Source organism: Alcaligenes sp. WGS1538, assembly GCF_043187505.1.
In the GTDB taxonomy this organism is placed as follows: Bacteria; Pseudomonadota; Gammaproteobacteria; order Burkholderiales; family Burkholderiaceae_B; genus Alcaligenes.
The window spans coordinates 3,156,403-3,175,789 of record NZ_CP171109.1 but is presented as its reverse complement, the minus strand read 5'-3'; the positions used below and the strand labels follow the sequence as shown (position 1 = coordinate 3,175,789).

Here is a 19,387-nt window from a genome sequence, read left to right as displayed (position 1 = left end):
CTATCGGTGGGTGGGTCTGGCTTCAGGCGTTCACGTCGACCACGATGCGCCCGCGCACCCGGCCTTCCAGCAACTGGCCGGCCTGCTCGATGGCCTGGGCCAGCGGGATGGTGGTCGCGCCAATTCGCGCCAGGGCCTCGCGGGACAGGTGCCGGGCGAGCAGGTCCCAGGCGGCCAGGCGCTCAGGCTTGGGGCAATGCACGCTGTCCACGCCGATCAACTGCACCCCGCGCAGGATGAAGGGCGCGACCGTGGCAGGGAAGTCCATGCCCTGGGCCAGGCCGCAGGCCGCCACGGCGCCCCGATAGCGGGTGCCGGCGCAGACATTGGCCAGGGTGTGGCTGCCCACGCTGTCTATGGCTCCGGCCCAGCGCTCCTTGCCCAGCGGCTTGCCCGGTTCGCTCAGGGTCTGGCGGTCGATGATCTCGCTGGCGCCCAGGGACTTCAGGTAGCCCTCTTCCCGGGGGCGGCCCGTGCTGGCCATGACGGTGTAGCCCAGGGCGTGCAGCAGGGCCACGCTGACGCTGCCCACGCCGCCGGCCGCGCCGGTGACCAGCACCGGCCCCTGGTCGGGCGTCACGCCCTGGCGCTGCAAGGCCCGCACGCACAGCGCGGCGGTGTAGCCCGCCGTGCCTATCATCATGGCGTCGCGGGTGCTGAAGGCCTCGGGCAGGGGGATCAGCCAGTCGCCTTTGACGCGCGCCTGCTGGGCCAGTCCGCCCCAGTGGGTCTCGCCCACGCCCCAGCCGTTCAGGACGACTTTCTGGCCTTCACGGAAATCCGGATGAGTGCTGGCGGTGACGGCGCCGGCGAAGTCGATGCCGGGCACCATGGGGAACTGTCGCACCACGGGGGACTTGCCGGTCATGGCCAGCCCGTCCTTGAAGTTCAGCGTGGAATAGTCGATGCGCACGCTGACGTCGCCTTCGGGCAGCGCGGATTCGTCCAGGGTTTGCAGACTGGCCTGATAGGCGCCGTCGGGCTTGTCGATCACGATGGCAGAGAACATGGTGGAATTCCTATGATCAGTAAAGGTTGGTGTTCTGATATTTGGAACTGCGTTCTTCAATTTGACATGATGCTTGCGTTTTTATTTTATCCAGAAGCCTGGCCCGGTCAAGCGACTTTACATGCGCCCGGCGTGCTGGGGAAATCCCGAGGGCGCTTGATGGTTGACACCTGAAATCAAATTTCCCTATATTTGAACCGTTGTTCCGCGTAGCTTGTGTTTCTGCTGTTTGCCGTACAAGAGCCGTTTCGACGGCATTTTAAATATCAAAAAAAAGAACAGCGTTCCATTAAATGGAACATAAGGGTGGTTCCAAAGTAGCACTCACACAAGGAGGCAGGACCATGGCACGACGTTTTTCAGCTCGTCGGCGCGGTTTGAGCGCGCTGGCGTTCGCGGTACTGGCGGGCATCGGCTCCCTGGCGGGGCAGGCGGCTTTGGGGGCAGACGCTTATCCCAGCCGCGAAATCACGTTCATCGTTCCCTATCCGCCGGGCGGCAACAGCGACAATCTGGCGCGCCTGTATGCGGACCGCCTGCGGGTGAAGCTGGGCGTGCCCGTCGTGGTCGAGAACCGGCCCGGCGGCACGACCTCGCTGGGCACGGGGCTGGCGGCGCGCGCCAAGCCGGACGGCTACACCTTGCTGCTGGCCACCAGCACGGCGTTCACGGTGCTGCCCTTCCTGCGGGAGGTGCCCTACGATCCGGTCAAGAGCTTCGACTTCGTGGGCAGCCTGGCGGGCTATCTGCCCATCATGACGGTGCGCAAGGACCTGCCCGTCTCCAACCTGAAGGAGTTCGTGGAGCTGGCCCGCAAGGAGCCGGGCACCTTGACGTTCGGGTCGGCCGGCGTGGCCTCGGGCGGACACCTGGCCGGCGAGATCCTGAAGAATTCCGAGAAGCTGGACATGCTGCACGTGCCCTTCAAAGGCTCGGCGGACACCATGACGGCCTTGCTGGGCAATCACATCGATTTCTTCATCGACGGGGTGGGGCTGGAGCTGGTCAAGAGCGGCAAGGCCAAGGCGCTGGTCACCTTTGCCGGCGTGCGCCATCCCGAATTGCCGGACGTGCCCACGCCCAAGGAGGAAGGCTTTGATCTGGCGCTGCCCTTCGAGGGCTTCTGGGGCGTGGCCGCGCCGGCCGGCACCCCGGCGCCAGTGATGGAGAAGCTGGCCAGGGCGACGCAGGAAATCCTGGCCGAACCCCAGACGCAGGAACGCTTCCATCGCATCAGCGTGACCGCCAGCTGGAAGGACGGCGCGGCCTACGAAAAGGACCTGGACAAGAGCCGCGACTATTACCGCGAACTGCTCAAGACCATCAAGATGAGCAGCAACTGAGCGCATTGCGCTCGTCAATCAAGGAGACAGAATCGTGATGGATACCGCCGCTCGCGCCGCCTCGCTGGACAGCCTGCTCAGTCCGGCTTCCATCGCCCTGGTGGGCGCTTCGGAAGATCAGTCCAAGTTCGGGGGCCGGCTGTTGCGCATGCTGCTCAAGCATGGCTACGGCGGAGCCGTGCTGCCCGTCAATCCGGGCCGCGATCGCCTGTTCGGCCTGCCCACCGCGCCTGCGCTGCAAGACCTGGAGCAAGATCCCGATCTGGTCGTCTTCACCGTCGGCGCCGATACGGTGCTGGAGCAGGCCGAGGCGGCTGCGCGGCGCGGCGCCCGCGGGCTGCTCGTGATCTCCGCCGGGTTTTCGGATGCGGGCGAGCGCGGCCGGGAGCGGGAGCAGGCGCTGCTGCGGATCTGCCGCGACTCGGGCATGCGCCTGATCGGCCCGAACTGCCTGGGCGTGATCAGTCCCAGCCGCCGTCTGGCCTTGTGTTCTTCACCCATCCTGGACAGGGACAGCCTGCCTTCGCGTCCCATCGGCTTCGTCAGCCAGAGCGGCGCCTTGATGACCACGTATTTCGATCGGGCCTGGGCCATGGGAGGCGGTTTCACGCATGGCTTTTCCGTGGGCAACCAGGCTGACCTGGAGCTGTGCGACTTCGTCAATTTCCTGATCGAGGACCCGCAGACGAAGGTGATCTGCACATACATAGAGGGCGTCAAGGATGCGCAGGCCTTGCGGCGCACGGCGCGCCGGGCCCAGGAGGCGGGCAAGCCCTGGCTGGCGGTCAAGGCCGGGCGCTCCAGCGCCGGCAAGGCCGCGGCCTTTTCCCACACCGCCAGCGTGGCCGGCGACCATGATGTATTCGCCAGCGTCTGCCGCGACGAGGGCATCACCTTGATGAACGACATGGGCGCGATGCTGTTGCTGGCCAATGCCATGGTGCCGCATCCCGGTCATGCCGTGCGCAAGGTCGCCATCGTCACGCCGTCGGGCGGAGGCGGGGCGCTGGCGGCTGATGCCTTGGCCGACCATGGCGTCGGCCTGGCCGATTTTTCAGAATCCACCCGGGACGCATTGGCGCGTCACTACCCCAGCGGTCAGGCGGACAATCCGGTCGACCTGGGGGCGCGCCTGACCAACGATCCGGCCGAGGTCGCCCAGGCGACGCTGCAGGCCCTGGCGCAGGACGAGCAGACGGACGCCATCCTGGTGGCGGCTTCCATGTGTCCGCAGGAATGGATCGGGGCCCTGATCGACGTGTGCACGGCGCCGGACCAGGCGTTGGGCAAACCCGTGATGGTGGCTTTCGACGCCGGCGCGACCTCGCAGCCGCTGCGCCAGCGGCTGGCTGCGCATGGCCAGGCCTATGCCGGTTCCAGCCAGGAGGCCGCGCTGGCGCTGTCGGCCTGGAAGCGCAGCAGCGAGTTTCGTCCGCGCCAGCCCGCGCAGCGGCCCGGCGGCTGTCAGGCGCCCGCGATCATGCCGCGCGGAGTACTCAACGAAGACCAGTCCAAGCGCCTGCTGGCGCACTACGGCCTGCCGGTCAACCTGGGGCGGGTGTGCGCGGACGTGGAGCAGGCGGCCGCCCAGGCGGCGGCCATGGGCTATCCCGTGGTCATGAAGATCGTATCCGCGGACATCGTGCACAAGACCGAGGCGGGCGGCGTGGCCCTGGGCATCGCGGACGAGGCGGCCTTGCGTCGGGCCTATGAGCGCCTGCTGGCCAACGCCAGGGCCTACAAGGCGCAGGCGCGCATCGACGGCGTGCTGGTGCAGGCCATGGCGCAGGGCGAACTGGAATTGCTGATCGGCGCCCGCCAGGACCCGCAGTTCGGGCCGGTGGTCGTGTTCGGGGCCGGCGGCATCCTGGTCGAGCTGCTGGCCGACCGGGTGATCGCGGCCGCGCCGCTGTCCCTGGATGATGCGGACCGTCTGCTGGCCGGCCTGGGGGTGGACCGCCTGCTGCAGGGCTATCGAGGCCGGACGCTGGATCGGGCCGGCGTGCTGGAGGCCATCGTGCGCGTCAGCTGGCTGGCGCACGACCTGCGCGAGGCGCCGTTCGAGCTGGACATCAATCCCCTGATCGTGGCCGCCACGCGCTGCCATGCGGTCGACGCCCGCCTGTCCATCGGGCCGTGAGCGGACCGGGAACCGGATTTCATTGATCACCAAGAAGGAGCAGACCATGTCGGACTATCAGTGCATCACCGTGGACAATCAGGAAGACGGCGTATCCGTCATCACCATCAACCGGCCCGAGCGCCGCAACGCGCTCAGCGCCACGGTCGTGCGCGAGCTGCAGCAAGCCTTCGCGGCCTTCGATCAGGACCCGACGCGCCGCGTCGCGGTATTGACGGGCGCGGGCAACGATGCGTTCTCGGCCGGCGCCGACATCAATGAATGGCCCGAGCTGTGGCGCGCCATCCCCACGGTGGGCTTCGAGACGGACAAGCCCATCATTGGCGCGGTCAGCGGCTGGTGCGTGGGCGGCGCGCTGGTCATGGCCATGATGACGGACCTGCTGGTGGCCTCCGAGAGCGCCAAGTTCTCGTATCCCGAAGCCAAGCTCGGCTTTACCGGCGGGATCATCTCGGGGCTGGCTTCGCGCATTCCCCATCACGCGGCGATGGAGATCATCCTGCTGTGCCGCACCCTGGAGGCGCGCCGCGCCTACGATCTGGGCTTCGTCAACGAGGTGGTTCCGGTGGGCGAGCAGGTGCCCGCGGCGCTGCGCATGGCGCAGGACCTGGCCAGGATGTCGCCCATGGTGCTGCACACCCTCAAGCGTTTCATCAATAATGAAGTCCTGACGCGCGGTCCGTCCGAGCAGATGGCGCGCACGATGCGCCACCTGAAGGCCATCGAGGACAGCCACGATTCCAAGGAGGGCATGGCCGCCTTCAAGGAAAAACGCGCTCCCGTCTATCTGAACAAATAAGCCCGATGCGGCGGCCGGGCGCAGAGGCGGCCCGGCTTTTTCATTGGAGACCGACACCATGCATCCCCGTTTCGAGCGCTTCATCCAGGGCATGAGCGAGCTGACGGCGCGCGCCGGCGTGACCGAGCCGGACATTCTGCGCGACGGCGGCGAGCTGCTGCGTGAGCTGGTGGCCCGGGACGACTGGCTGGCCCGCGAATACGCCCAGGCGCACCCCCAGTACTACCAGCAGTATCTGCTGTACTGCTGTCCCGAGCAGCGATTTTCCGTCGTCAGCTTCGTCTGGGGGCCGGGGCAGAAGACCCCCATCCACGACCATACCGTCTGGGGCCTGATCGGCATGCTGCGCGGGGGCGAGCAGTCGCGCCCGTTCACGCGCGACGCCGCCAGCGGACGGCTGACGGAAGGGGCGACCCAGGTCCTGCAGCCGGGGGTGGTGGAGGCGGTCTCGCCCGCGGTGGGCGACATCCATGAGGTCTCCAACATCTACCAGGATCGCGTGTCCATCAGCATCCACGTCTATGGGGCGGACATCGGCCAGGTGCGCCGCCATGTCTACGATCCGCAGACCGGGGCGGCCAGGGAGTTCGTGTCCGGCTACGCCCGGCCTGCGGTCTGAGTTCCTGCCGGTTCAGTTGGCGTCCAGGGGCAGGTGTCCGATACGGGCGCCGATGATCATCTCCTGGATCCAGCGGTAGAGCAGCACCGAGTAATTGCGCTGCGCGGTCTTCTCGCTCAGGGCGTGATCGCAGTCCACCAGCACGCGATGGGTGACCGAATGAGCGACCGCGAAAGCCTGCCGGTAGCTCAGTATGGTCTGGCGCGGGATCAGCTCGTCGTTCTCGGCCTCGAACAGCATGACATCGCCCTTGAATTTCGAGCAGGCCTTGAGCACGCGGTTTTCCTTGGGCGTGTGGGCGTACAGTCGGTAGTCCTGCAGCAGGCTGCGGTTGAGCTGGTCCTTGGGCGCGAGCCAGTCCTCGTCGGGGTACAGGGCCGGGGTCAGCAGGCTGAGCCAGCGCACCGGGCGGAATTCGCTCAGCAGGCAGGCCAGGTAGGCGCCGTAGCTGTGGCCCACGATGGCGATGGACTCCGGATCCACCATGGGGTGGCTGCACAGCGTGTCGAAGGCGGCGCAGATGTCCTGGAAGTTCTGCTCGCGGGTGACGCTTTCCCGATCATAGGGCGAGGCGGTGTGGCCGGCCAGATCGAAAGTCAGACAGATACAGCCCATGCCGGCGATGGTATGGGCGCGTTTCAGGTCGAATTTCTGGTTTCCCCCCCAGCCGTGCACGAACAGGATTCCGGGTATGGGAGATTTGGGAACCAGTATTCGCGCATCGAGCTGCTGGTGGGGAACCTTGATCTTCGTATTGAAGATTTCCGTGGTCATGGCTACAGGGGGCCTCCAAATCGCGCCAGGTAGCCGCCGTCTTCCATACTCAGGCTGTACAGGTTGGGCGAGTCCTGGACCGACGCCGCGTCGGTGACATACCGTTCGCGCGTCCATGCATGGGTGTGGGTTCGTTCGGGATGGCGTTGCAAGGTGCGCAGCGCCAGGATCTCGGCGACGGAAGCGCCGCCGCAACGCCAGGAGTGCTCGAGCACGCCGGCCTTGTATTCGCCCCGGGCGTTCCTGCCCAGGATGACGTCGTAGTTGCGCCGCGAGGCGTAGAGTTGCGGATAGGCGGCGCCGATGCGTTTTTCGTAGTCCAGCGCCACATCGATCAGGTAGCGCGCGCGTTCCACGGCCTTTAGCTGGAACAGTTGGTCAAAGCCGCCGCGCGCCGCCAGCAGAGTCGTGCCGCCGTAGACGGACTCGCCCGCATGGTTGCGGGTCTGGTGCTGCTGGCCGATGTAGGACAGCACCAGATCTCCGATCTGTGTCTGGCCGACGCTGAAGGTGTGGCTCTGGGGCAGATTCTCCTCCAGCACCAGGCCGTGCGCGAGCTGGTCCTTCCAGGCAGGCAGCGCAAGCAGCTCCTCCAGCTCGTGCCGGCTGTAGACCACGCTCTGGCCCTTGCCGGCGTTGGCGACGGCCAGCTTCACCCGTATACCGGCCTGGCCCGCCTGGTCCAGCAGGCTCATGGTGCGCAGGGCGTCCTCCGCCGAGAAGACGCTGAAGCCGGGCAGCACGTCATGGCGCAGGGACAGGGAGAGTTCATCGTTCCAGCCTTGAGGACGGACCATGTCGGCTTGGGGAAGCGGGTGCGTCACGCATTTGTAGGCCAGGAATTCGTAGGGCACGACTCCGCCGTACAGGTCGGCGGGGCCCTCGATGCCCAGGCTGCGAGCCTGCTCCAGGGTCAAGGTCCTGACGGGCAGGTAGTAGGATTGGCCGTGCGCATCCTCCAACTGGTCCTCATAGGCAATGTAGACGCGGGAGAGCTCCAGCAACTGGGCCAGTTCCTTGGCCATGAATTCCAGTCCCTGCACGGTGCCATTGTCGCACCCGTTCAAGGGCAGGCTGATTTGCAGAGATGCTTCAGGTGGGAGGGCGAAGATCATGTTCATCAGTCCGTCCTAGGCTAGATAGAGGGCAGGCCAAGAGGCTCAGGGCGCCGCGACGTGCGCGGCGGGGCAGTGGTGCGAAACGGGGCGGGAAGGGGGAAGCTCGGCGGCCAGCCATTGCCGCAGCAGGGCCAGCAGGGCGGCCGGGTCGCGCAGATAGAATTGCGCGGCGCTGTCGGGCTCGCCCGGGCCGATGCGGATGCTGACTCCCTCCTGCTCGTTGACGAGCCGGAAGGCGGCCTCGTCGGTCAAGTCGTCGCCTATCATCACCGGCCTGCGGCCGGCAAAGGGCGCGTGCTGCTGCGCGCGCGCGATGGCCAGTCCTTTGTCGAAGCCGGCCAGCCGCAGCTCGATCACGCAATGGCCGCGTGTCAGGCTGAAGCCGGGGTGTTCAGAGCACAGGGTCGTGAGGCTCGCATGCAATTCATCGCCCAGTTCTGGGCGCTGGCGAAAGTGCACGGCCACGCCGTGGGCCTTGCGTTCCATCCACACCAGGGCGTGGGGGCGGATCAGGGCGGTCACGGCCTGTTCCAGACGGCGATGTCCGGCCGCATCCATTGCCGCATGCCAGTGAGGTTCGCCTTGCGGACCGTGCATGGCCGCGCCGTGGCTGCTGATCATGACCAGCGGCAAATCGTCGCAGGCCTGGCGCAGGCTGGCGCGGTCCCTGCCGGAAATCAAGGCTACCGCTCCATGACAGGCCTGGTGCAGGTGCAGGAGCAGGCGCGCCGTGCTTGCGGGCAGGCGGACCATCTCGGGCCGGGCTGCCAGAGGGACCAGCGTGCCGTCCAGGTCCAGGTACAGGGCCGTCTCGCCCAGGGCTGGAAGCATGTCCATGTCAGCTCCCGGGAGTGCCTGTGATGGGCAGCACGGCGCCGGTGATGTAGCTGGCCGTGACCGGGCTGGCCAGATAGACGTAGGCCGGGGAGAGTTCCTCGGGCTGGGCGGGGCGGCCGAACACGGTCTGTTTGCCGAACTCGGAGATTTCCTCGGGCGGCGAGTCGGCCGGATTGAGCGGCGTCCAGACCGGACCGGGAGCGACAGCGTTCACGCGTATGCCCTTGGATGCCAGGTTGGCCGCCAATGAATAGGTAAAGGCGATGATGGCGCCTTTGGTGCTCGAGTAGTCCAGCAGGTGGGCCGAGCCGCGCAGGGCCGTCACGGAACTGGTGTTGATGATGGCGTCGCCCGCATGCAGATGGGGCAGGCAGGCCTGGGCCATGTAGATGTAGCCGTAGATGTTCGTGCGAAAGGTCTCGTCCAGACGTTCGGGCGTCAAGTCCAGCAGGGACTGGGCATGCTCCTGGAAAGCGGCGTTGTTGACCAGGATGTTCAGGTGGCCGAAGCGGTCCAGCACGCGCTCGACGGCTTGCCGGCAGAATTCGGGATCCTTGACGTCGCCGCGCAGGCACAGGCATTCACGGCCTTCGTCGTGGACGGCCTGCCGGGTCTGCTCGGCATCCACATCTTCGTCCAGGTATACGATGGCCACGTCCGCGCCTTCGCGCGCATACAGCACGGCCACGGCCCGGCCTATGCCCGAGTCGCCCCCGGTGATCAGCGCCACTTTCCCTTCCAGCTTGCCGCTGCCCCGGTAACTGGACGCTTCATAGTGCGGAGCCTGCTCCATCTCACTTTCGCTGCCCGGCTTTTCCAGATGCTGCTGGGGCAGGGGCGGCGTGGGATAGTCGCTGCCGGGCTGGCTGCTGTCGTGGGTGACCGGTTCGGTCTGCCCACTGCCGTGCTTGTCTTTCTGGTCCTGTTGCTCCTGGATGTGGCGCTGCTGCTCCACGGTCTGGCGGGTTTGCGTCATACGGACTCCTGTTCAGCACAGTGGGAAAAAGAGGGGACGCGGCGGCCCTGTGGGTCGCCGCCGCGTCCGCGTGGGGGCAGGATCGGTCAGCGGCGCTGACCCTGGGTGGCCTGGCCTCCCTTGGAGCCGGCCTTGCGGGCTTCCTCCGAATCGAACTCATGGGCCGTGCCCTTTTCGTGGGCCGCCTTGCCGCCCTTGGAGCCGGCCTCGCGGGCTTCTTCAGAGGTGAACTCGTGCGCCGTGCCCTTTTCGTGGGCTGCCTTGCCGCCCTTGGAGCCGGCTTCGCGGGCTTCTTCAGAGGTGAACTCGTGCGCCGTGCCTTTCTCGTGAGCCGCCTTGCCACCCTTGGAGCCGGCCGCGCGCGCTTCTTCGGACGTGAACTCGTGCGCCGTGCCGCGTTCGTGGGCTATCTTGCCGCCCTTGGAGCCGGCTTCGCGCGCTTCTTCAGAGGTGAACTCGTGCGCCGTGCCTTTTTCGTGAGCGGCGCGGCCGCCTTCGGCAGCGATCTCACGTTGCTTCTTTTCATCCATGGAGGCGAAACCACGCTGGTCCTTGTGATCCTGATTGCGGTCATGGGCTTCAGTGTGCTTGGTCATGTGACTCTCCTTTAGAAAGAATGCCAACCTCGTGATTGGCGTTTTTCCTCCAGCAGAAAGTGTGCCCAAGGACTGCGGCCGAGGCCGCGGAACGCTATTTGCTATGGATGAGCATCGGTTTTCTTCTGGAGACGAGTCATGTCGGCAATGTCGTGGTGGATGTGGTTGCTGGTTCTGCTTCTGGGCTGGGCCGTGCTGCTGCTGGTCCATTACCTGGGCGGGGAACTGATCAAGCGCGTCGTGCCGCAGGGACATTTCCTGCGCTTCTTCACCCAGCGGATCCGGGTGCCGTCCAGGGTGTTCTTCCTGGCCTTCTTTCTGCGCTTCTGCATACCCCTGGCCCCCCTGGCCGGTCCGTGGCAGAGCTACCTGGCCATGGGAGACATGATGGTGCTGATCATCTGCACGATCTGGATGCTGATGGCCGCGGTCGAGGCCCTGTTCCAGGTGGTGGTGGCGCGCTATCCCTTGAATGTGGCGGACAATCTGCGCTCGCGGCGCATCCACACACAGGCGCGGGTGCTTGCGCGCAGCGCGCATTTCCTGCTCCTGCTGCTGGGCCTGGGTTTCGTGCTGATGATTCTGCCGGGCGCGCGCCAGCTCGGTACCAGCCTGCTGGCCTCGGCCGGGGTGGCGGGGCTGGTGGCCGGTCTTGCGGCCAAGCCGGTGCTGGGCAACCTCATCGCCGGCCTGCAGATCGCCTTTACCCAGCCCATTCGCATCGACGACGTGGTGATCGTGGAAGGCGAGTGGGGTCGGGTCGAAGCGATCACCGGCACATACGTGGTGGTGCGCGTCTGGGACGAGCGCCGCCTGATCGTCCCCTTGCAGTGGTTCGTGGAGAATGTCTTTCAGAACTGGACGTATCAAAGCGCGTCCCTGCTGGGCACGGTGTTCCTGTGGGTCGATTACCGCGTGGACCTCAAGGGGCTGAACGAGGCGTTCAAGGCCGTGTGCGAATCGACCGAACTGTGGGACAGGAGGGTCCAGGTGCTGCAGGTGACCGACACCAATGAATGGGGCATGCAGTTGCGCTTTCTGGTCAGCTCCACCGACTCGGGCCGCCTGTTCGATCTGCGCTGCCTGCTGCGCGAGCGGCTGGTGGCCTATCTGGGGCAGCACCAGCCCGATGCGTTCGTGCGGGTCAGGATACTGGAAGCGCAGTAAGGTCCCGGGGTTTTTCGGGGACCTGGAGCTCGGGCTTCAGGTCCTCCAGGAAGTGCGCGCACCACTGGGCCAGGTTCTGGCCGCGCAACTGGGCCATCAAGGTCTGGTGCCGGCTGCGGCGCTCGGCCAGGGGCATGTTCAAAGCCTGGTACAGCGCGCGGGCCGTGCCGTCCATGTCATAGGGGTTGACCGCCAGGTAGCCGCCTTCCAGGGATTGGGCCGCGCCGGTGAACGTGGACAGCACCAGTACGCCGGGGTTGTCGGGATCCTGCGCGGCCACATATTCCTTGGCCACCAGGTTCATGCCGTCGCGCAAGGGGGCAATGTAGCCGACCCTGGCCTGGCGCAGCATGCGCATCAGTTGCGGCGCCGGGAAGGCGCGATTCATGTAGACGATGGGCGTCCAGTCCAGCGTGGCGTACTGGCCGTTGATCTGGCCGGCCAGGCTTTCGAGCTCTTCGCGCATTAGCTGATAGTCCTGGATGTCGCTGCGGGTGGATGGGGCGATCTGCACGTAGGTGGCCCGGCCCCGCAGGGTGGGATAGCATCGCAGCAGGGTGTCGAAGGTGCGGAAGCGATGCGTCAGGCCCTTGGTGTAGTCCAGCCTGTCCACGCTGATGACGGTGGCGGCGCCGTGCGGGGGCTCGGCCTGCTGGCCGGTCTCCATCCAGGAAGGGGCGCCCGCCATGGACTGGATCAGGTCCACGTCGACCCCTATCGGGTAGACGCCGCTGCGCGTGGCCCGGGCTTGCTGCGAACTCGGTCGGGCCGGCAGGGTCTGCAGCGCGGCCTGCAGGGCGACGTGGTCGCCATGGCTCTGGACGCCGATCAGGTCGTAGTCCTGCAGCATGGGCAGCCAGTGGTCGTGGCGAGGGATGGCGCGCAGGATCTCGGGGCAAGGAAAGGGCGTGTGCAGGAACAGGCCGATGGCCTGCTCCATGCCTTGCGCGCGGCAGAAATGAGCCAGGGGGATCAGGTGGTAGTCCTGGATCCAGATCAGGTCGTCCTCCCGGGCGATCTGCTTGAGGTAGGCCGCGATCTGGCGATTGACCTCCAGGTACTGCTGGTAATGGTGGGCCTGGAAGTCCATCAGGTCCAGCCGATAGTGGAACGCCGGCCACAGGCAGGTATTGGCATAGCCGCAGTAGAACTGTTCATATTGTTCCTGGGTGAAGGAGAAGGTGACGGCCTGGTAGGTGCCCCGGTCTTCAGTCTGGAGCTCGCCGGCTTTTTCTTCGCACTGGCCGTTCCACCCCAGCCAGATCCCATTGATGTCCTGCTGCTTGAGCAGCAGGTCCACCGCAACCGCCAGCCCGCCGGTGGAAGGCTTGTTCGAGCTGGCTACGCGTACCGATACCATGATGATCTTGCCCATGCTGATCCTCGCTTAAGTGATTGAAAAAAACACACAGGCTGTATCAGCAAATTGCGTACCCGCTCAGTTGGGCCGGCTGCCGCGATCCTGTCCCGACAGGGCTCGCAGGCGTGCGCGCTGCAGGCGTTCGCGCGCGTTGGGAATGCCTAGCTGCAGGCGGTACTTGGTGACGGTGCGCTTGGACAGCTCCACGCTCTCATCGCGCAGCGCCTGGTGCAGCTCCACGTCCGACAGCGGCTTGTGCCGGCATTCCTGGGCCACCAGCCGGCGTATCTGCTCCTTGACCAGCGCCGTCGAGCAACTGCCGCCAAAGCCGGTTTCCAGCTCGCCTGAAAAGAAGTGACGGAAGCTCAGCGTGCCGAAGGGCGTGCTCATGTATTTGTTCATGGTGGCCCGCGAGATGGTGGACTCGTGCAGTTCCAGCTCCTTGGCCAGGTCGCAGATGCGCAGCGGCTGCAGGGCCTGCTGGCCCAGCTCGAAGAAAAGGGCCTGCCGCTGGACGATGAGCCGCGCGACGCGGCACACGGTGGCCCGGCGCATGGACAGGCTGTCGGACAGCCAGCGCGCCTGCGTCAGCGTATCGTGCAGCGCGCGGTCTTTTGCGCTGCGGGCCTGGGCTTCCAGCAGCTCGGCGTATTCATGGTGGATGCGCACGCGCGGCAGGCTGCGCGGGTCCGGGGCCACTTTCCATTGGCTGCCGTCGCGGTAGACGTAAACGTCGGGCACGATGGCCTGGCGCGCCGGCTGGAGGTAGGCCAGGCCGGGGTTGGGGTCCAACTGCTGCAGTTCGCGCAGGGCTTGCGCGAACAGGGGAGAGGGCAGAGACAGGCGCGTCTGCACGCCCGTCCAGTCGCCCTGGGCCAGGGCCGGCAGCTCGGTGGCGATCAGGTCCAGCAAGGCCTGGCGCACGGCTCCCGACAGGCGGCTGCGCGCCTGCACCTGCAGGCGCAGCGCTTCCTGCAGATTGCGCGCCCCGGTGCCCGGTATGGACAGGGACTGGACCAGCGCCAGCGCGGACTCCCATTCGGCCAGCGGCACTCTTTCGTAGTCGGGCGGCAGCAGGTCGGCAAAGTCCTCGCGCAGGTAGCCATTGTCGTCCAGCGCATTGACGAGCAATGCGCACAAGGCCCGGCAGCGTTCGTCCGCGCGACTCAGGCGCACGTTCTCCAGGATCAGCTCGTCGCGGCTGCGCGGCGCGCTGCCCAGATAATCCTGCGAGGACAGCCCGCCGTCGTCATGATGGGTCGAGCGCGTAAGGCCTTCGCGCACGGGCGGCGCAGGGTCGGGCTCGGGTTCAGGCTCCAGCAGGGGATTGTTCTGCAGGCTGTCCTGCAGCAGGGTCTGCAGTTCCTGGACGGACAACTGCAGAATGTGCGCGGACTGCTGCAGGCGCAAGGAAAGATTCTGTTGAATCTGCAACTGTGGAACCAGCTCAAGCTTCATGTTCTAGTCTCCTCTTTCAAAGGGCGGCATGCTGACTTTCTGTCCGGGCGGCGCGACGGAAAGATGGACCCGTCCGCGTCCGGCGCTGCTGTACCGGCAGTTACTAGCTAGCAGCAAATTCCGTGCCCGGGCGCGCTGTGTCGCTGCAGGAACGGTGTTTGCTGACGAGGGCTCAAGGTTTCCGCCGGATCGGCCGGCGGGCCCCAGTCCCCGTGGGGACGCCAATCATGGGTATTTCTATCCAAGGAGGCGATACATGCGTTTACGACATATGTTGTGTTTGGCGGCGGCCGCCACGGCGGTGGTGGGCTTCGGGCTGCGCAGCAGCCATGCGGCCGAACTGTTCTCTCCTGATGTAAGCTTCATGAAAGATGCCGCGCAAGCGGGGCATTACGAGATCCAGGCCGCAAAGATCGCACTGGCGCGCAGCTCCAATCCCCGCATCGCCGACTTTGCGCGCATGATGATCACCGACCACGAGCAACTGTCCCAGGAACTGAGTGCGCTGGCTCGCGCCCGTGACGTGGAGCTGCCTGCCGACCCCAGCCTGATGCAGCGCGGCAAGCTGACCTTGCTCAAGGGCAAGGAAGGCGAGGCCTTTGACGCGGACTATGCCGAGCAGGCGGCGGTGAAAGCCCATGAAGACACCATCAAGCTGTTCGAGGACTACCTGAAGAAGGGCAAGGACAAGGAAGTGATGGGTTTCGCCCAGGACGCCTTGCCCCTGTTGCGCAAGCACCTGCAGCATGCCCATACCCTGGCCGATTCGATGAAGTCAGCCATGGCGGCGGCATAGCCGGGCCCGGCGAGCGTCGGGCCTTCGTCAATCGATGCGCCCGGGCTCCAGGTTGATGTCGATCTGGTCCGTATTGCTCATGATGTAGCTGCGCAGCACCGCATTGCGCAGCTCGCGGATGTTGCCCGGCCAGCGGTAATGGGCGATTTTCTCCAGGCTGGCCACGCTCAGTTCCCTGTGGTGTCCGTGCTCCTTGTTCAGCTCGTCCACCAGGTGGCGGGCGATGAGGATGGCGTCCTCGCCCCGATCGCGTAGCGGCGGGATCTTGATGGGGAATACGCCCAGGCGGTAATAGAGGTCTTCACGCAGCTTGTTGTCCTTGATGGCGCGCGAGGGCGAGCGGTTGGTGGCGGCGATGATGCGCGTATTGCATTTGTGCAGCTCGCTGCCGCCCACCTTCATGTATTCGCCGTTCTCCAGCGCGCGCAGCAGCTTGGTCTGCGCTTCCACGGGCATTTCGGTGACCTCGTCCAGAAAGAGCGTGCCATTGTTGGCTTGTTCGAAGTAGCCCTGGCGCTGGCGGTCCGCTCCGGTGAAGCTGCCCTTTTCGTGGCCGAACAGCTCGCTTTCGATCAGTTGGCCCGAGATGGCCGAGCAGTTGATGGGCACATAGGCGTGTTCGCTGCGCGTGCTGCAGCGGTGGATGGCGCGGGCGGCCAGCTCCTTGCCGGTGCCGCTCTCGCCGATGAGCAGCACGGGCAGATCGGTGCGAGCCACTTTGCGGATTTCGTTGTAGAGCTTCTGCATGGCAGGCGAGCGACCAATGAACTCGGCAAAATCGCACGCCGCGTCGGGCGAGCAGTCGGAAGAGCAGGGGTGGCCGACGCGATGTCGGGCGCGCAGCCGCTCGAGCAGCTCGCGCAGTTGCGTCTGTGCCTGTGCGGCCGGCTCGCCGGGACGGGCCGCGGTGTAGATGGCCGGCGCCGCATCGCCTATCTTTTCCTTCAGTTCACGTTCTTGCAGCGGACCCGATCCGGGGCCGAGCACAATGGCGTCGGGGACCTTCTGGTGATAGCGGATCAGGGCGTCCTGCATGCTTTTGGCCGCAACGGCGGAGAAGCCCAGTTGCCGCGCCAGAGCAAGAAATGCGGTGATGAACTCCAGGTCCGTCTCCAGCAATAATAGATGGGGCATTCTATTTCCTCTGTTTATGGGTGGATGGGGATTTGAGCTCTATGTCTTATCCTAGCCACGAATGCACAGAGTCTTGTTACCAGATATGGCAACGATGAGTTGGTGTTATTCCCCTGGCGGACCTGCTGGGCGAAAGCCTTGCCTCGCGCTCCTATGGCAGCTTTTGTCGCGCTGTAATGTTTATATTCAAACTACAAGTCTGCTTACTTGGAAGGCGGCATACGCCTGTTAGGAAGCGCCCGCGGCACGCTGCGCATGGCGGGGCGATGCCGCAGGCGGCCGGACTCAGGACCCGTCCCAGTTCTTAAACATCTCCATGACCTGGGCCTCGGTCATGGTGGGGGTCTTGTTGGCCAGGGCGTAGTAGTCGGGCTTCTTGTCGATGAAGATCTGGCTGTGCAGCCGCAGGTTCGCGGCATCCTGGAACAGTCCGGCGGACACGGCGTAGAAGCCGCCGGTCTGCAGGCGGTAGTACAGGTGCGTGCCGCAATGCTGGCAGAAGCCGCGCTCGGCCCATTGCGAAGATCGGTAGTGGGCGATGTCTTTTTCGCCTTCGATCTCGATGGCCTTGCTTTCAATGGAAAAAAACGGCCCTCCGCCCCAGCGCCGGCACATGCTGCAATGGCAGACGCTCACATCGGTGTGATCAATGCAGCCGATGGCAATGCGGCCGCATAGGCAATGTCCTTTCATGGCTGTTCTCCGAAATGGTTTCCAGCCTTATGGTACACCGGCCTCGGGCGCCGTCGCCTGCCTTCGCTGCAGGCCTCAGGCCTGGGCGGCGGGCTGGGGAACCTGGGCGACGTCGATCCACTGCGCGCCGGTCAATTGCGCCAGGCGCTCGGGCGTGATGCGCACGGCCGAATTGATGGAGCCGGCCGCGGGCATCACGATGTCGTAATCCCGCAAGGAGACGTCGCAGTAGACCTGCAGCGGGGTGCTCAGACCGAAGGGGCAGACCCCGCCCACCGGATGTCCGGTCACGGCCTGGGTGCTTTCCAGGTCCATCATCTTGACCTTGACGCCAAAGGCGGCGCGCAGCTTCTTGTTGTCCAAGCGGGCGTCGCCGCGCGCCACCACCAGCACGGCGCGCTCGCCGACCTGCAGGCTGAGCGTCTTGGCGATCTGCCCGGGTTCGACCTGATGCACCTGCGCGGCCAGGGCGACGGTGGCGGTGCTTTCGGCGGTCTCGATGACGGTGATGTCGGGTGCGTGCTGAATGAAGAATTGTTTGACGGAATCGAGGCTCATGGGGGCGGGACCGGGGCTAGAATGACCCGGTAAACTTTTTGTCCAAAGACAAGTCTCAAACACTTGGACTTGTGTGTCAATCAAGGCGCCGCGGCGCCGTTCACTGGAATTCGATTGTGTTCAAACCTTTGTTGCTGACGGCCGGCCTGCTGGCGTTCAGTTCGCTGGCCCAGGCCGGCGACCATGCCCTGACGGTCTATCAGGATCCCAATTGCGGCTGTTGCGACGGCTGGGCGCAGCATATGCGCGACTCGGGCTTCGAAGTCACGGCCATCAAGACCCGCGACATGGCCCAGGTCAAGCAGCGCCTGGGCGTGCCGGCCGAACTGGCTTCCTGCCACACCGCCGTCCTCGAGAAGACCGGCCAGCGCGTGGAAGGCCACGTGCCCGCCAAGGTCGTGCGGCGCATGATGACCGACATGCGGGTACAGGGCGTGGCCGCGCCCGGCATGCCTCAGAACGCGCCCGGCATGGGCGAGCTGGACGGCAATCTGGTCACCGTGGATTTCAACGGCCGCCCTTACTCGCGGGACTGATCGCCTCCCGGGCAGGGGTGGCATGCTGATACATGAATCTACATAGCGAAACTTGTAAGGCATGCATGCCCTTGTCATCATGGGCATTCACTGATTCTGATTAGGAGGTTCCATCCATGCAGCAATCTGTCAAAGCTTTTCTGGCTGCTGCCGCGGTCGCGTTTGGCCTCTCCAGTCCCCTGGCCATGGCTCAGGGCAGTGCGGCAACGTCAGGCGCTGCCGCTCCGGCTGCCAACCAGGTCATTCATCCCACGGACTCCCAATTGCAACAGTACGTCAGCACCTATAAGAAGGTGGCTCAGACGGCTTCCGAATATCAGCCCCGCCTGGATGCGGCCAAGAGCGACGCCGAACGTCAGTCCATCGTCCAGGAAGCCGACCAGCGGCTGGTGGGCGTGGTGAAGGCCAATGGCATGGATCTGGCCGAATACAACGGCATCAGCCTGGCCATTCAACAGGACCCGGCGCTGCGTCAGCGCGTGGAAGGCATGTTGAAGTAACTCCGGCGGCGCGAGCGCCGCAGGGCATCGACTGCGTAGTGGCCGGTCTGCCGGTCAATTCCCCTGGATCGGTTTGCTGATCCAGGGGTTTTTTGTGCCTGCGCAATCTTCGAAAAAGCGCCCCCTCCGGAAGCAAGAAAGCCTTAGTCCTTGCGGCCGAACAGCCGTCCCACGGAGTAGCGGATCTGCGACCAGACGGCCTTCAGGCCGATGGAGAGCATGTTCAGTTCGCCGGCCCCGTCCTCGTTGCGGCGCGCCTGCAGGCGCAACAGGGTCTGCTGCATCTGCGCCTGCAGTTGCTGGGTCTGGGCCAGGACGGCCTGGGCCTGGTAGAGGATGGCCTGCGCCTCGGCAGACGAGACCGGCGCGCCGGTGGCGGACATGCCGGTGGCGGACATGCCGGTAGCGGACGTGCCGGTAGCGGACATGCCGCCTGCCGGGCCTGGGGCAGCCGGAACGCTGCCCAGGGGCGCCGGCGTTTCAGGCAGCCCGGCCGGATCGGACCCGCCCTGGACCAGCCGGGCCAGATTGCGTTCGAACTGGCCCAGGATCTGCGCGGCGACTTCCGCGATCATGCCGCTGCCCCGGCCGTATTGGGCCACGGCGCCGGACAGGGTCAGTTCGGTGCTGACTTCCACATCGGTGCCGCCCTCCGGCGCGGGCGTCAGCGCGAAGCTGAAGTCCGAGCTGGCCGATCCCCGCCCTTTGGGGTCCAGGCCGGCGCCGCGCAGGTAGGCGATGTGGTTTTCCTCGTCGGTGCGCAGCAGTTCGGCGGTTCCGTCGAAGGAGAGCTTGATAGGGCCGAGCTTGACCGATACCGAACCCTGGTACTTGTTGCCGTCCAGCACGTCGGTCAGTTTCGCGCCGGGCAGGCAGGGCATGATGCGCGGCACGTCCAGCATCAGCGTCCAGGCCTGCTCCAGCGGCAGGGGAATGTGAAACCTGTTCTTGAAATTCATGGCAGCGTTCCTGTT

The 19,387-nt window shown here is 65.4% G+C and carries 20 protein-coding genes; 8 read left to right on the top strand and 12 right to left on the bottom strand.

Annotation, left to right across the window (positions count from 1 at the left end; translation table 11 throughout):
* Positions 1-22: 22 nt before the first annotated feature.
* Entirely contained in the window at positions 23-1,009 is a 987-nt protein-coding gene (locus ACF3ND_RS14760; RefSeq protein ID WP_394061724.1) for an MDR family oxidoreductase, read from the bottom strand.
* A gap of 344 nt (positions 1,010-1,353) precedes the next feature.
* Here ACF3ND_RS14760 and ACF3ND_RS14755 point away from each other — a divergent pair, with 344 nt between their 5' ends.
* Genes ACF3ND_RS14755 through ACF3ND_RS14740 form a run of 4 tightly spaced genes read left to right on the top strand, consistent with a single transcriptional unit; the run spans position 1,354 to position 5,910 of the window.
* Positions 1,354-2,352 (top strand): Bug family tripartite tricarboxylate transporter substrate binding protein, encoded by a 999-nt coding sequence (locus ACF3ND_RS14755; RefSeq protein ID WP_394061722.1) that lies wholly within the window; start codon positions 1,354-1,356, stop codon positions 2,350-2,352.
* Positions 2,353-2,389: 37 nt separating this feature from the next.
* On the top strand, positions 2,390-4,492 hold the full coding sequence (locus ACF3ND_RS14750) for an acetate--CoA ligase family protein (protein ID WP_394065849.1): 2,103 nt from the start codon (positions 2,390-2,392) through the stop codon (positions 4,490-4,492).
* A gap of 46 nt (positions 4,493-4,538) precedes the next feature.
* Positions 4,539-5,291, top strand: coding sequence for an enoyl-CoA hydratase/isomerase family protein (locus tag ACF3ND_RS14745; protein ID WP_394061720.1), 753 nt, complete (start codon positions 4,539-4,541; stop codon positions 5,289-5,291).
* Positions 5,292-5,349: 58 nt separating this feature from the next.
* Positions 5,350-5,910, top strand: a complete 561-nt coding sequence (locus tag ACF3ND_RS14740) for a cysteine dioxygenase (RefSeq protein ID WP_394061718.1) — start codon at positions 5,350-5,352, stop codon at positions 5,908-5,910.
* A gap of 12 nt (positions 5,911-5,922) precedes the next feature.
* Here ACF3ND_RS14740 and ACF3ND_RS14735 read toward each other — a convergent pair whose 3' ends face one another.
* From ACF3ND_RS14735 to ACF3ND_RS14715, 5 genes are all read right to left on the bottom strand, one after another.
* On the bottom strand, positions 5,923-6,684 hold the full coding sequence (locus tag ACF3ND_RS14735) for an alpha/beta hydrolase family protein (protein ID WP_394061716.1): 762 nt from the start codon (positions 6,682-6,684) through the stop codon (positions 5,923-5,925).
* Between the two features lie 2 nt (positions 6,685-6,686).
* Complete coding sequence (locus ACF3ND_RS14730; protein WP_394061714.1) at positions 6,687-7,799, bottom strand: DUF3182 family protein; 1,113 nt, start codon at positions 7,797-7,799, stop codon at positions 6,687-6,689.
* A 45-nt stretch (positions 7,800-7,844) separates the two neighbouring features.
* Positions 7,845-8,639 carry a trehalose-phosphatase gene (gene otsB / locus ACF3ND_RS14725; RefSeq protein ID WP_394061712.1) on the bottom strand — a complete coding sequence of 265 codons (795 nt, stop codon included), beginning with the start codon at positions 8,637-8,639 and terminating at the stop codon, positions 7,845-7,847.
* Position 8,640: 1 nt separating this feature from the next.
* Positions 8,641-9,615, bottom strand: coding sequence for an SDR family oxidoreductase (locus ACF3ND_RS14720; protein ID WP_394061710.1), 975 nt, complete (start codon positions 9,613-9,615; stop codon positions 8,641-8,643).
* 86 nt (positions 9,616-9,701) lie between these two features.
* Positions 9,702-10,211, bottom strand: coding sequence for a KGG domain-containing protein (locus ACF3ND_RS14715; protein WP_394061708.1), 510 nt, complete (start codon positions 10,209-10,211; stop codon positions 9,702-9,704).
* Between the two features lie 138 nt (positions 10,212-10,349).
* Here ACF3ND_RS14715 and ACF3ND_RS14710 point away from each other — a divergent pair, with 138 nt between their 5' ends.
* Positions 10,350-11,378 carry a mechanosensitive ion channel family protein gene (locus tag ACF3ND_RS14710; RefSeq protein WP_394061706.1) on the top strand — a complete coding sequence of 343 codons (1,029 nt, stop codon included), beginning with the start codon at positions 10,350-10,352 and terminating at the stop codon, positions 11,376-11,378.
* Here the strand turns inward: ACF3ND_RS14710 and ACF3ND_RS14705 are convergent.
* Both ACF3ND_RS14705 and rpoN read right to left on the bottom strand, forming a co-directional pair.
* On the bottom strand, positions 11,356-12,753 hold the full coding sequence (locus ACF3ND_RS14705; protein ID WP_394061704.1) for a trehalose-6-phosphate synthase: 1,398 nt from the start codon (positions 12,751-12,753) through the stop codon (positions 11,356-11,358). The two genes, ACF3ND_RS14710 and ACF3ND_RS14705, sit on opposite strands and share 23 nt — an antisense overlap.
* A gap of 63 nt (positions 12,754-12,816) precedes the next feature.
* On the bottom strand, positions 12,817-14,196 hold the full coding sequence (gene rpoN, locus ACF3ND_RS14700; protein ID WP_394061702.1) for an RNA polymerase factor sigma-54: 1,380 nt from the start codon (positions 14,194-14,196) through the stop codon (positions 12,817-12,819).
* Between the two features lie 256 nt (positions 14,197-14,452).
* Here rpoN and ACF3ND_RS14695 point away from each other — a divergent pair, with 256 nt between their 5' ends.
* Positions 14,453-14,992 carry a DUF4142 domain-containing protein gene (locus tag ACF3ND_RS14695; protein WP_394061700.1) on the top strand — a complete coding sequence of 180 codons (540 nt, stop codon included), beginning with the start codon at positions 14,453-14,455 and terminating at the stop codon, positions 14,990-14,992.
* A 27-nt stretch (positions 14,993-15,019) separates the two neighbouring features.
* Here ACF3ND_RS14695 and ACF3ND_RS14690 read toward each other — a convergent pair whose 3' ends face one another.
* The 3 genes from ACF3ND_RS14690 to ACF3ND_RS14680 form a co-directional block, all read right to left on the bottom strand.
* Complete coding sequence (locus tag ACF3ND_RS14690) at positions 15,020-16,126, bottom strand: sigma-54 interaction domain-containing protein (protein WP_394061698.1); 1,107 nt, start codon at positions 16,124-16,126, stop codon at positions 15,020-15,022.
* A gap of 285 nt (positions 16,127-16,411) precedes the next feature.
* Complete coding sequence (locus ACF3ND_RS14685) at positions 16,412-16,819, bottom strand: GFA family protein (protein WP_394061696.1); 408 nt, start codon at positions 16,817-16,819, stop codon at positions 16,412-16,414.
* A gap of 75 nt (positions 16,820-16,894) precedes the next feature.
* Positions 16,895-17,377 (bottom strand): YbaK/EbsC family protein, encoded by a 483-nt coding sequence (locus ACF3ND_RS14680; protein WP_394061694.1) that lies wholly within the window; start codon positions 17,375-17,377, stop codon positions 16,895-16,897.
* A gap of 116 nt (positions 17,378-17,493) precedes the next feature.
* On the opposite strand from ACF3ND_RS14680, the gene ACF3ND_RS14675 reads away from it, so the two are divergent.
* Positions 17,494-17,913 (top strand): DUF411 domain-containing protein, encoded by a 420-nt coding sequence (locus tag ACF3ND_RS14675; protein WP_394061692.1) that lies wholly within the window; start codon positions 17,494-17,496, stop codon positions 17,911-17,913.
* Between the two features lie 116 nt (positions 17,914-18,029).
* A complete protein-coding gene (locus ACF3ND_RS14670; protein ID WP_394061690.1) occupies positions 18,030-18,413 on the top strand; it encodes a DUF4168 domain-containing protein in 384 nt (127 codons plus the stop codon).
* A gap of 143 nt (positions 18,414-18,556) precedes the next feature.
* Here the strand turns inward: ACF3ND_RS14670 and ACF3ND_RS14665 are convergent, their stop codons facing one another.
* Positions 18,557-19,372, bottom strand: a complete 816-nt coding sequence (locus tag ACF3ND_RS14665; protein ID WP_394061688.1) for an SRPBCC family protein — start codon at positions 19,370-19,372, stop codon at positions 18,557-18,559.
* Positions 19,373-19,387 lie beyond the last annotated feature (15 nt).

Excerpts from the sequence above, each read along its gene's own strand:
- ACF3ND_RS14710 (WP_394061706.1), top strand. The coding sequence starts at position 10,350 with ATGTCGGCAATGTCGTGGTGGATGTGGTTGCTGGTTCTGCTTCTGGGC.
- ACF3ND_RS14720 (WP_394061710.1), bottom strand. The coding sequence starts at position 9,615 with ATGACGCAAACCCGCCAGACCGTGGAGCAGCAGCGCCACATCCAGGAG.
- ACF3ND_RS14680 (WP_394061694.1), bottom strand. The coding sequence starts at position 17,377 with ATGAGCCTCGATTCCGTCAAACAATTCTTCATTCAGCACGCACCCGAC.
- ACF3ND_RS14730 (WP_394061714.1), bottom strand. The coding sequence starts at position 7,799 with ATGATCTTCGCCCTCCCACCTGAAGCATCTCTGCAAATCAGCCTGCCC.
- ACF3ND_RS14665 (WP_394061688.1), bottom strand. The coding sequence starts at position 19,372 with ATGAATTTCAAGAACAGGTTTCACATTCCCCTGCCGCTGGAGCAGGCC.
- ACF3ND_RS14735 (WP_394061716.1), bottom strand. The coding sequence starts at position 6,684 with ATGACCACGGAAATCTTCAATACGAAGATCAAGGTTCCCCACCAGCAG.
- otsB (WP_394061712.1), bottom strand. The coding sequence starts at position 8,639 with ATGGACATGCTTCCAGCCCTGGGCGAGACGGCCCTGTACCTGGACCTG.
- ACF3ND_RS14670 (WP_394061690.1), top strand. The coding sequence starts at position 18,030 with ATGCAGCAATCTGTCAAAGCTTTTCTGGCTGCTGCCGCGGTCGCGTTT.
- rpoN (WP_394061702.1), bottom strand. The coding sequence starts at position 14,196 with ATGAAGCTTGAGCTGGTTCCACAGTTGCAGATTCAACAGAATCTTTCC.
- ACF3ND_RS14685 (WP_394061696.1), bottom strand. The coding sequence starts at position 16,819 with ATGAAAGGACATTGCCTATGCGGCCGCATTGCCATCGGCTGCATTGAT.
- ACF3ND_RS14755 (WP_394061722.1), top strand. The coding sequence starts at position 1,354 with ATGGCACGACGTTTTTCAGCTCGTCGGCGCGGTTTGAGCGCGCTGGCG.
- ACF3ND_RS14740 (WP_394061718.1), top strand. The coding sequence starts at position 5,350 with ATGCATCCCCGTTTCGAGCGCTTCATCCAGGGCATGAGCGAGCTGACG.
- ACF3ND_RS14750 (WP_394065849.1), top strand. The coding sequence starts at position 2,390 with ATGGATACCGCCGCTCGCGCCGCCTCGCTGGACAGCCTGCTCAGTCCG.
- ACF3ND_RS14705 (WP_394061704.1), bottom strand. The coding sequence starts at position 12,753 with ATGGGCAAGATCATCATGGTATCGGTACGCGTAGCCAGCTCGAACAAG.
- ACF3ND_RS14760 (WP_394061724.1), bottom strand. The coding sequence starts at position 1,009 with ATGTTCTCTGCCATCGTGATCGACAAGCCCGACGGCGCCTATCAGGCC.
- ACF3ND_RS14745 (WP_394061720.1), top strand. The coding sequence starts at position 4,539 with ATGTCGGACTATCAGTGCATCACCGTGGACAATCAGGAAGACGGCGTA.
- ACF3ND_RS14690 (WP_394061698.1), bottom strand. The coding sequence starts at position 16,126 with ATGCCCCATCTATTATTGCTGGAGACGGACCTGGAGTTCATCACCGCA.
- ACF3ND_RS14715 (WP_394061708.1), bottom strand. The coding sequence starts at position 10,211 with ATGACCAAGCACACTGAAGCCCATGACCGCAATCAGGATCACAAGGAC.
- ACF3ND_RS14695 (WP_394061700.1), top strand. The coding sequence starts at position 14,453 with ATGCGTTTACGACATATGTTGTGTTTGGCGGCGGCCGCCACGGCGGTG.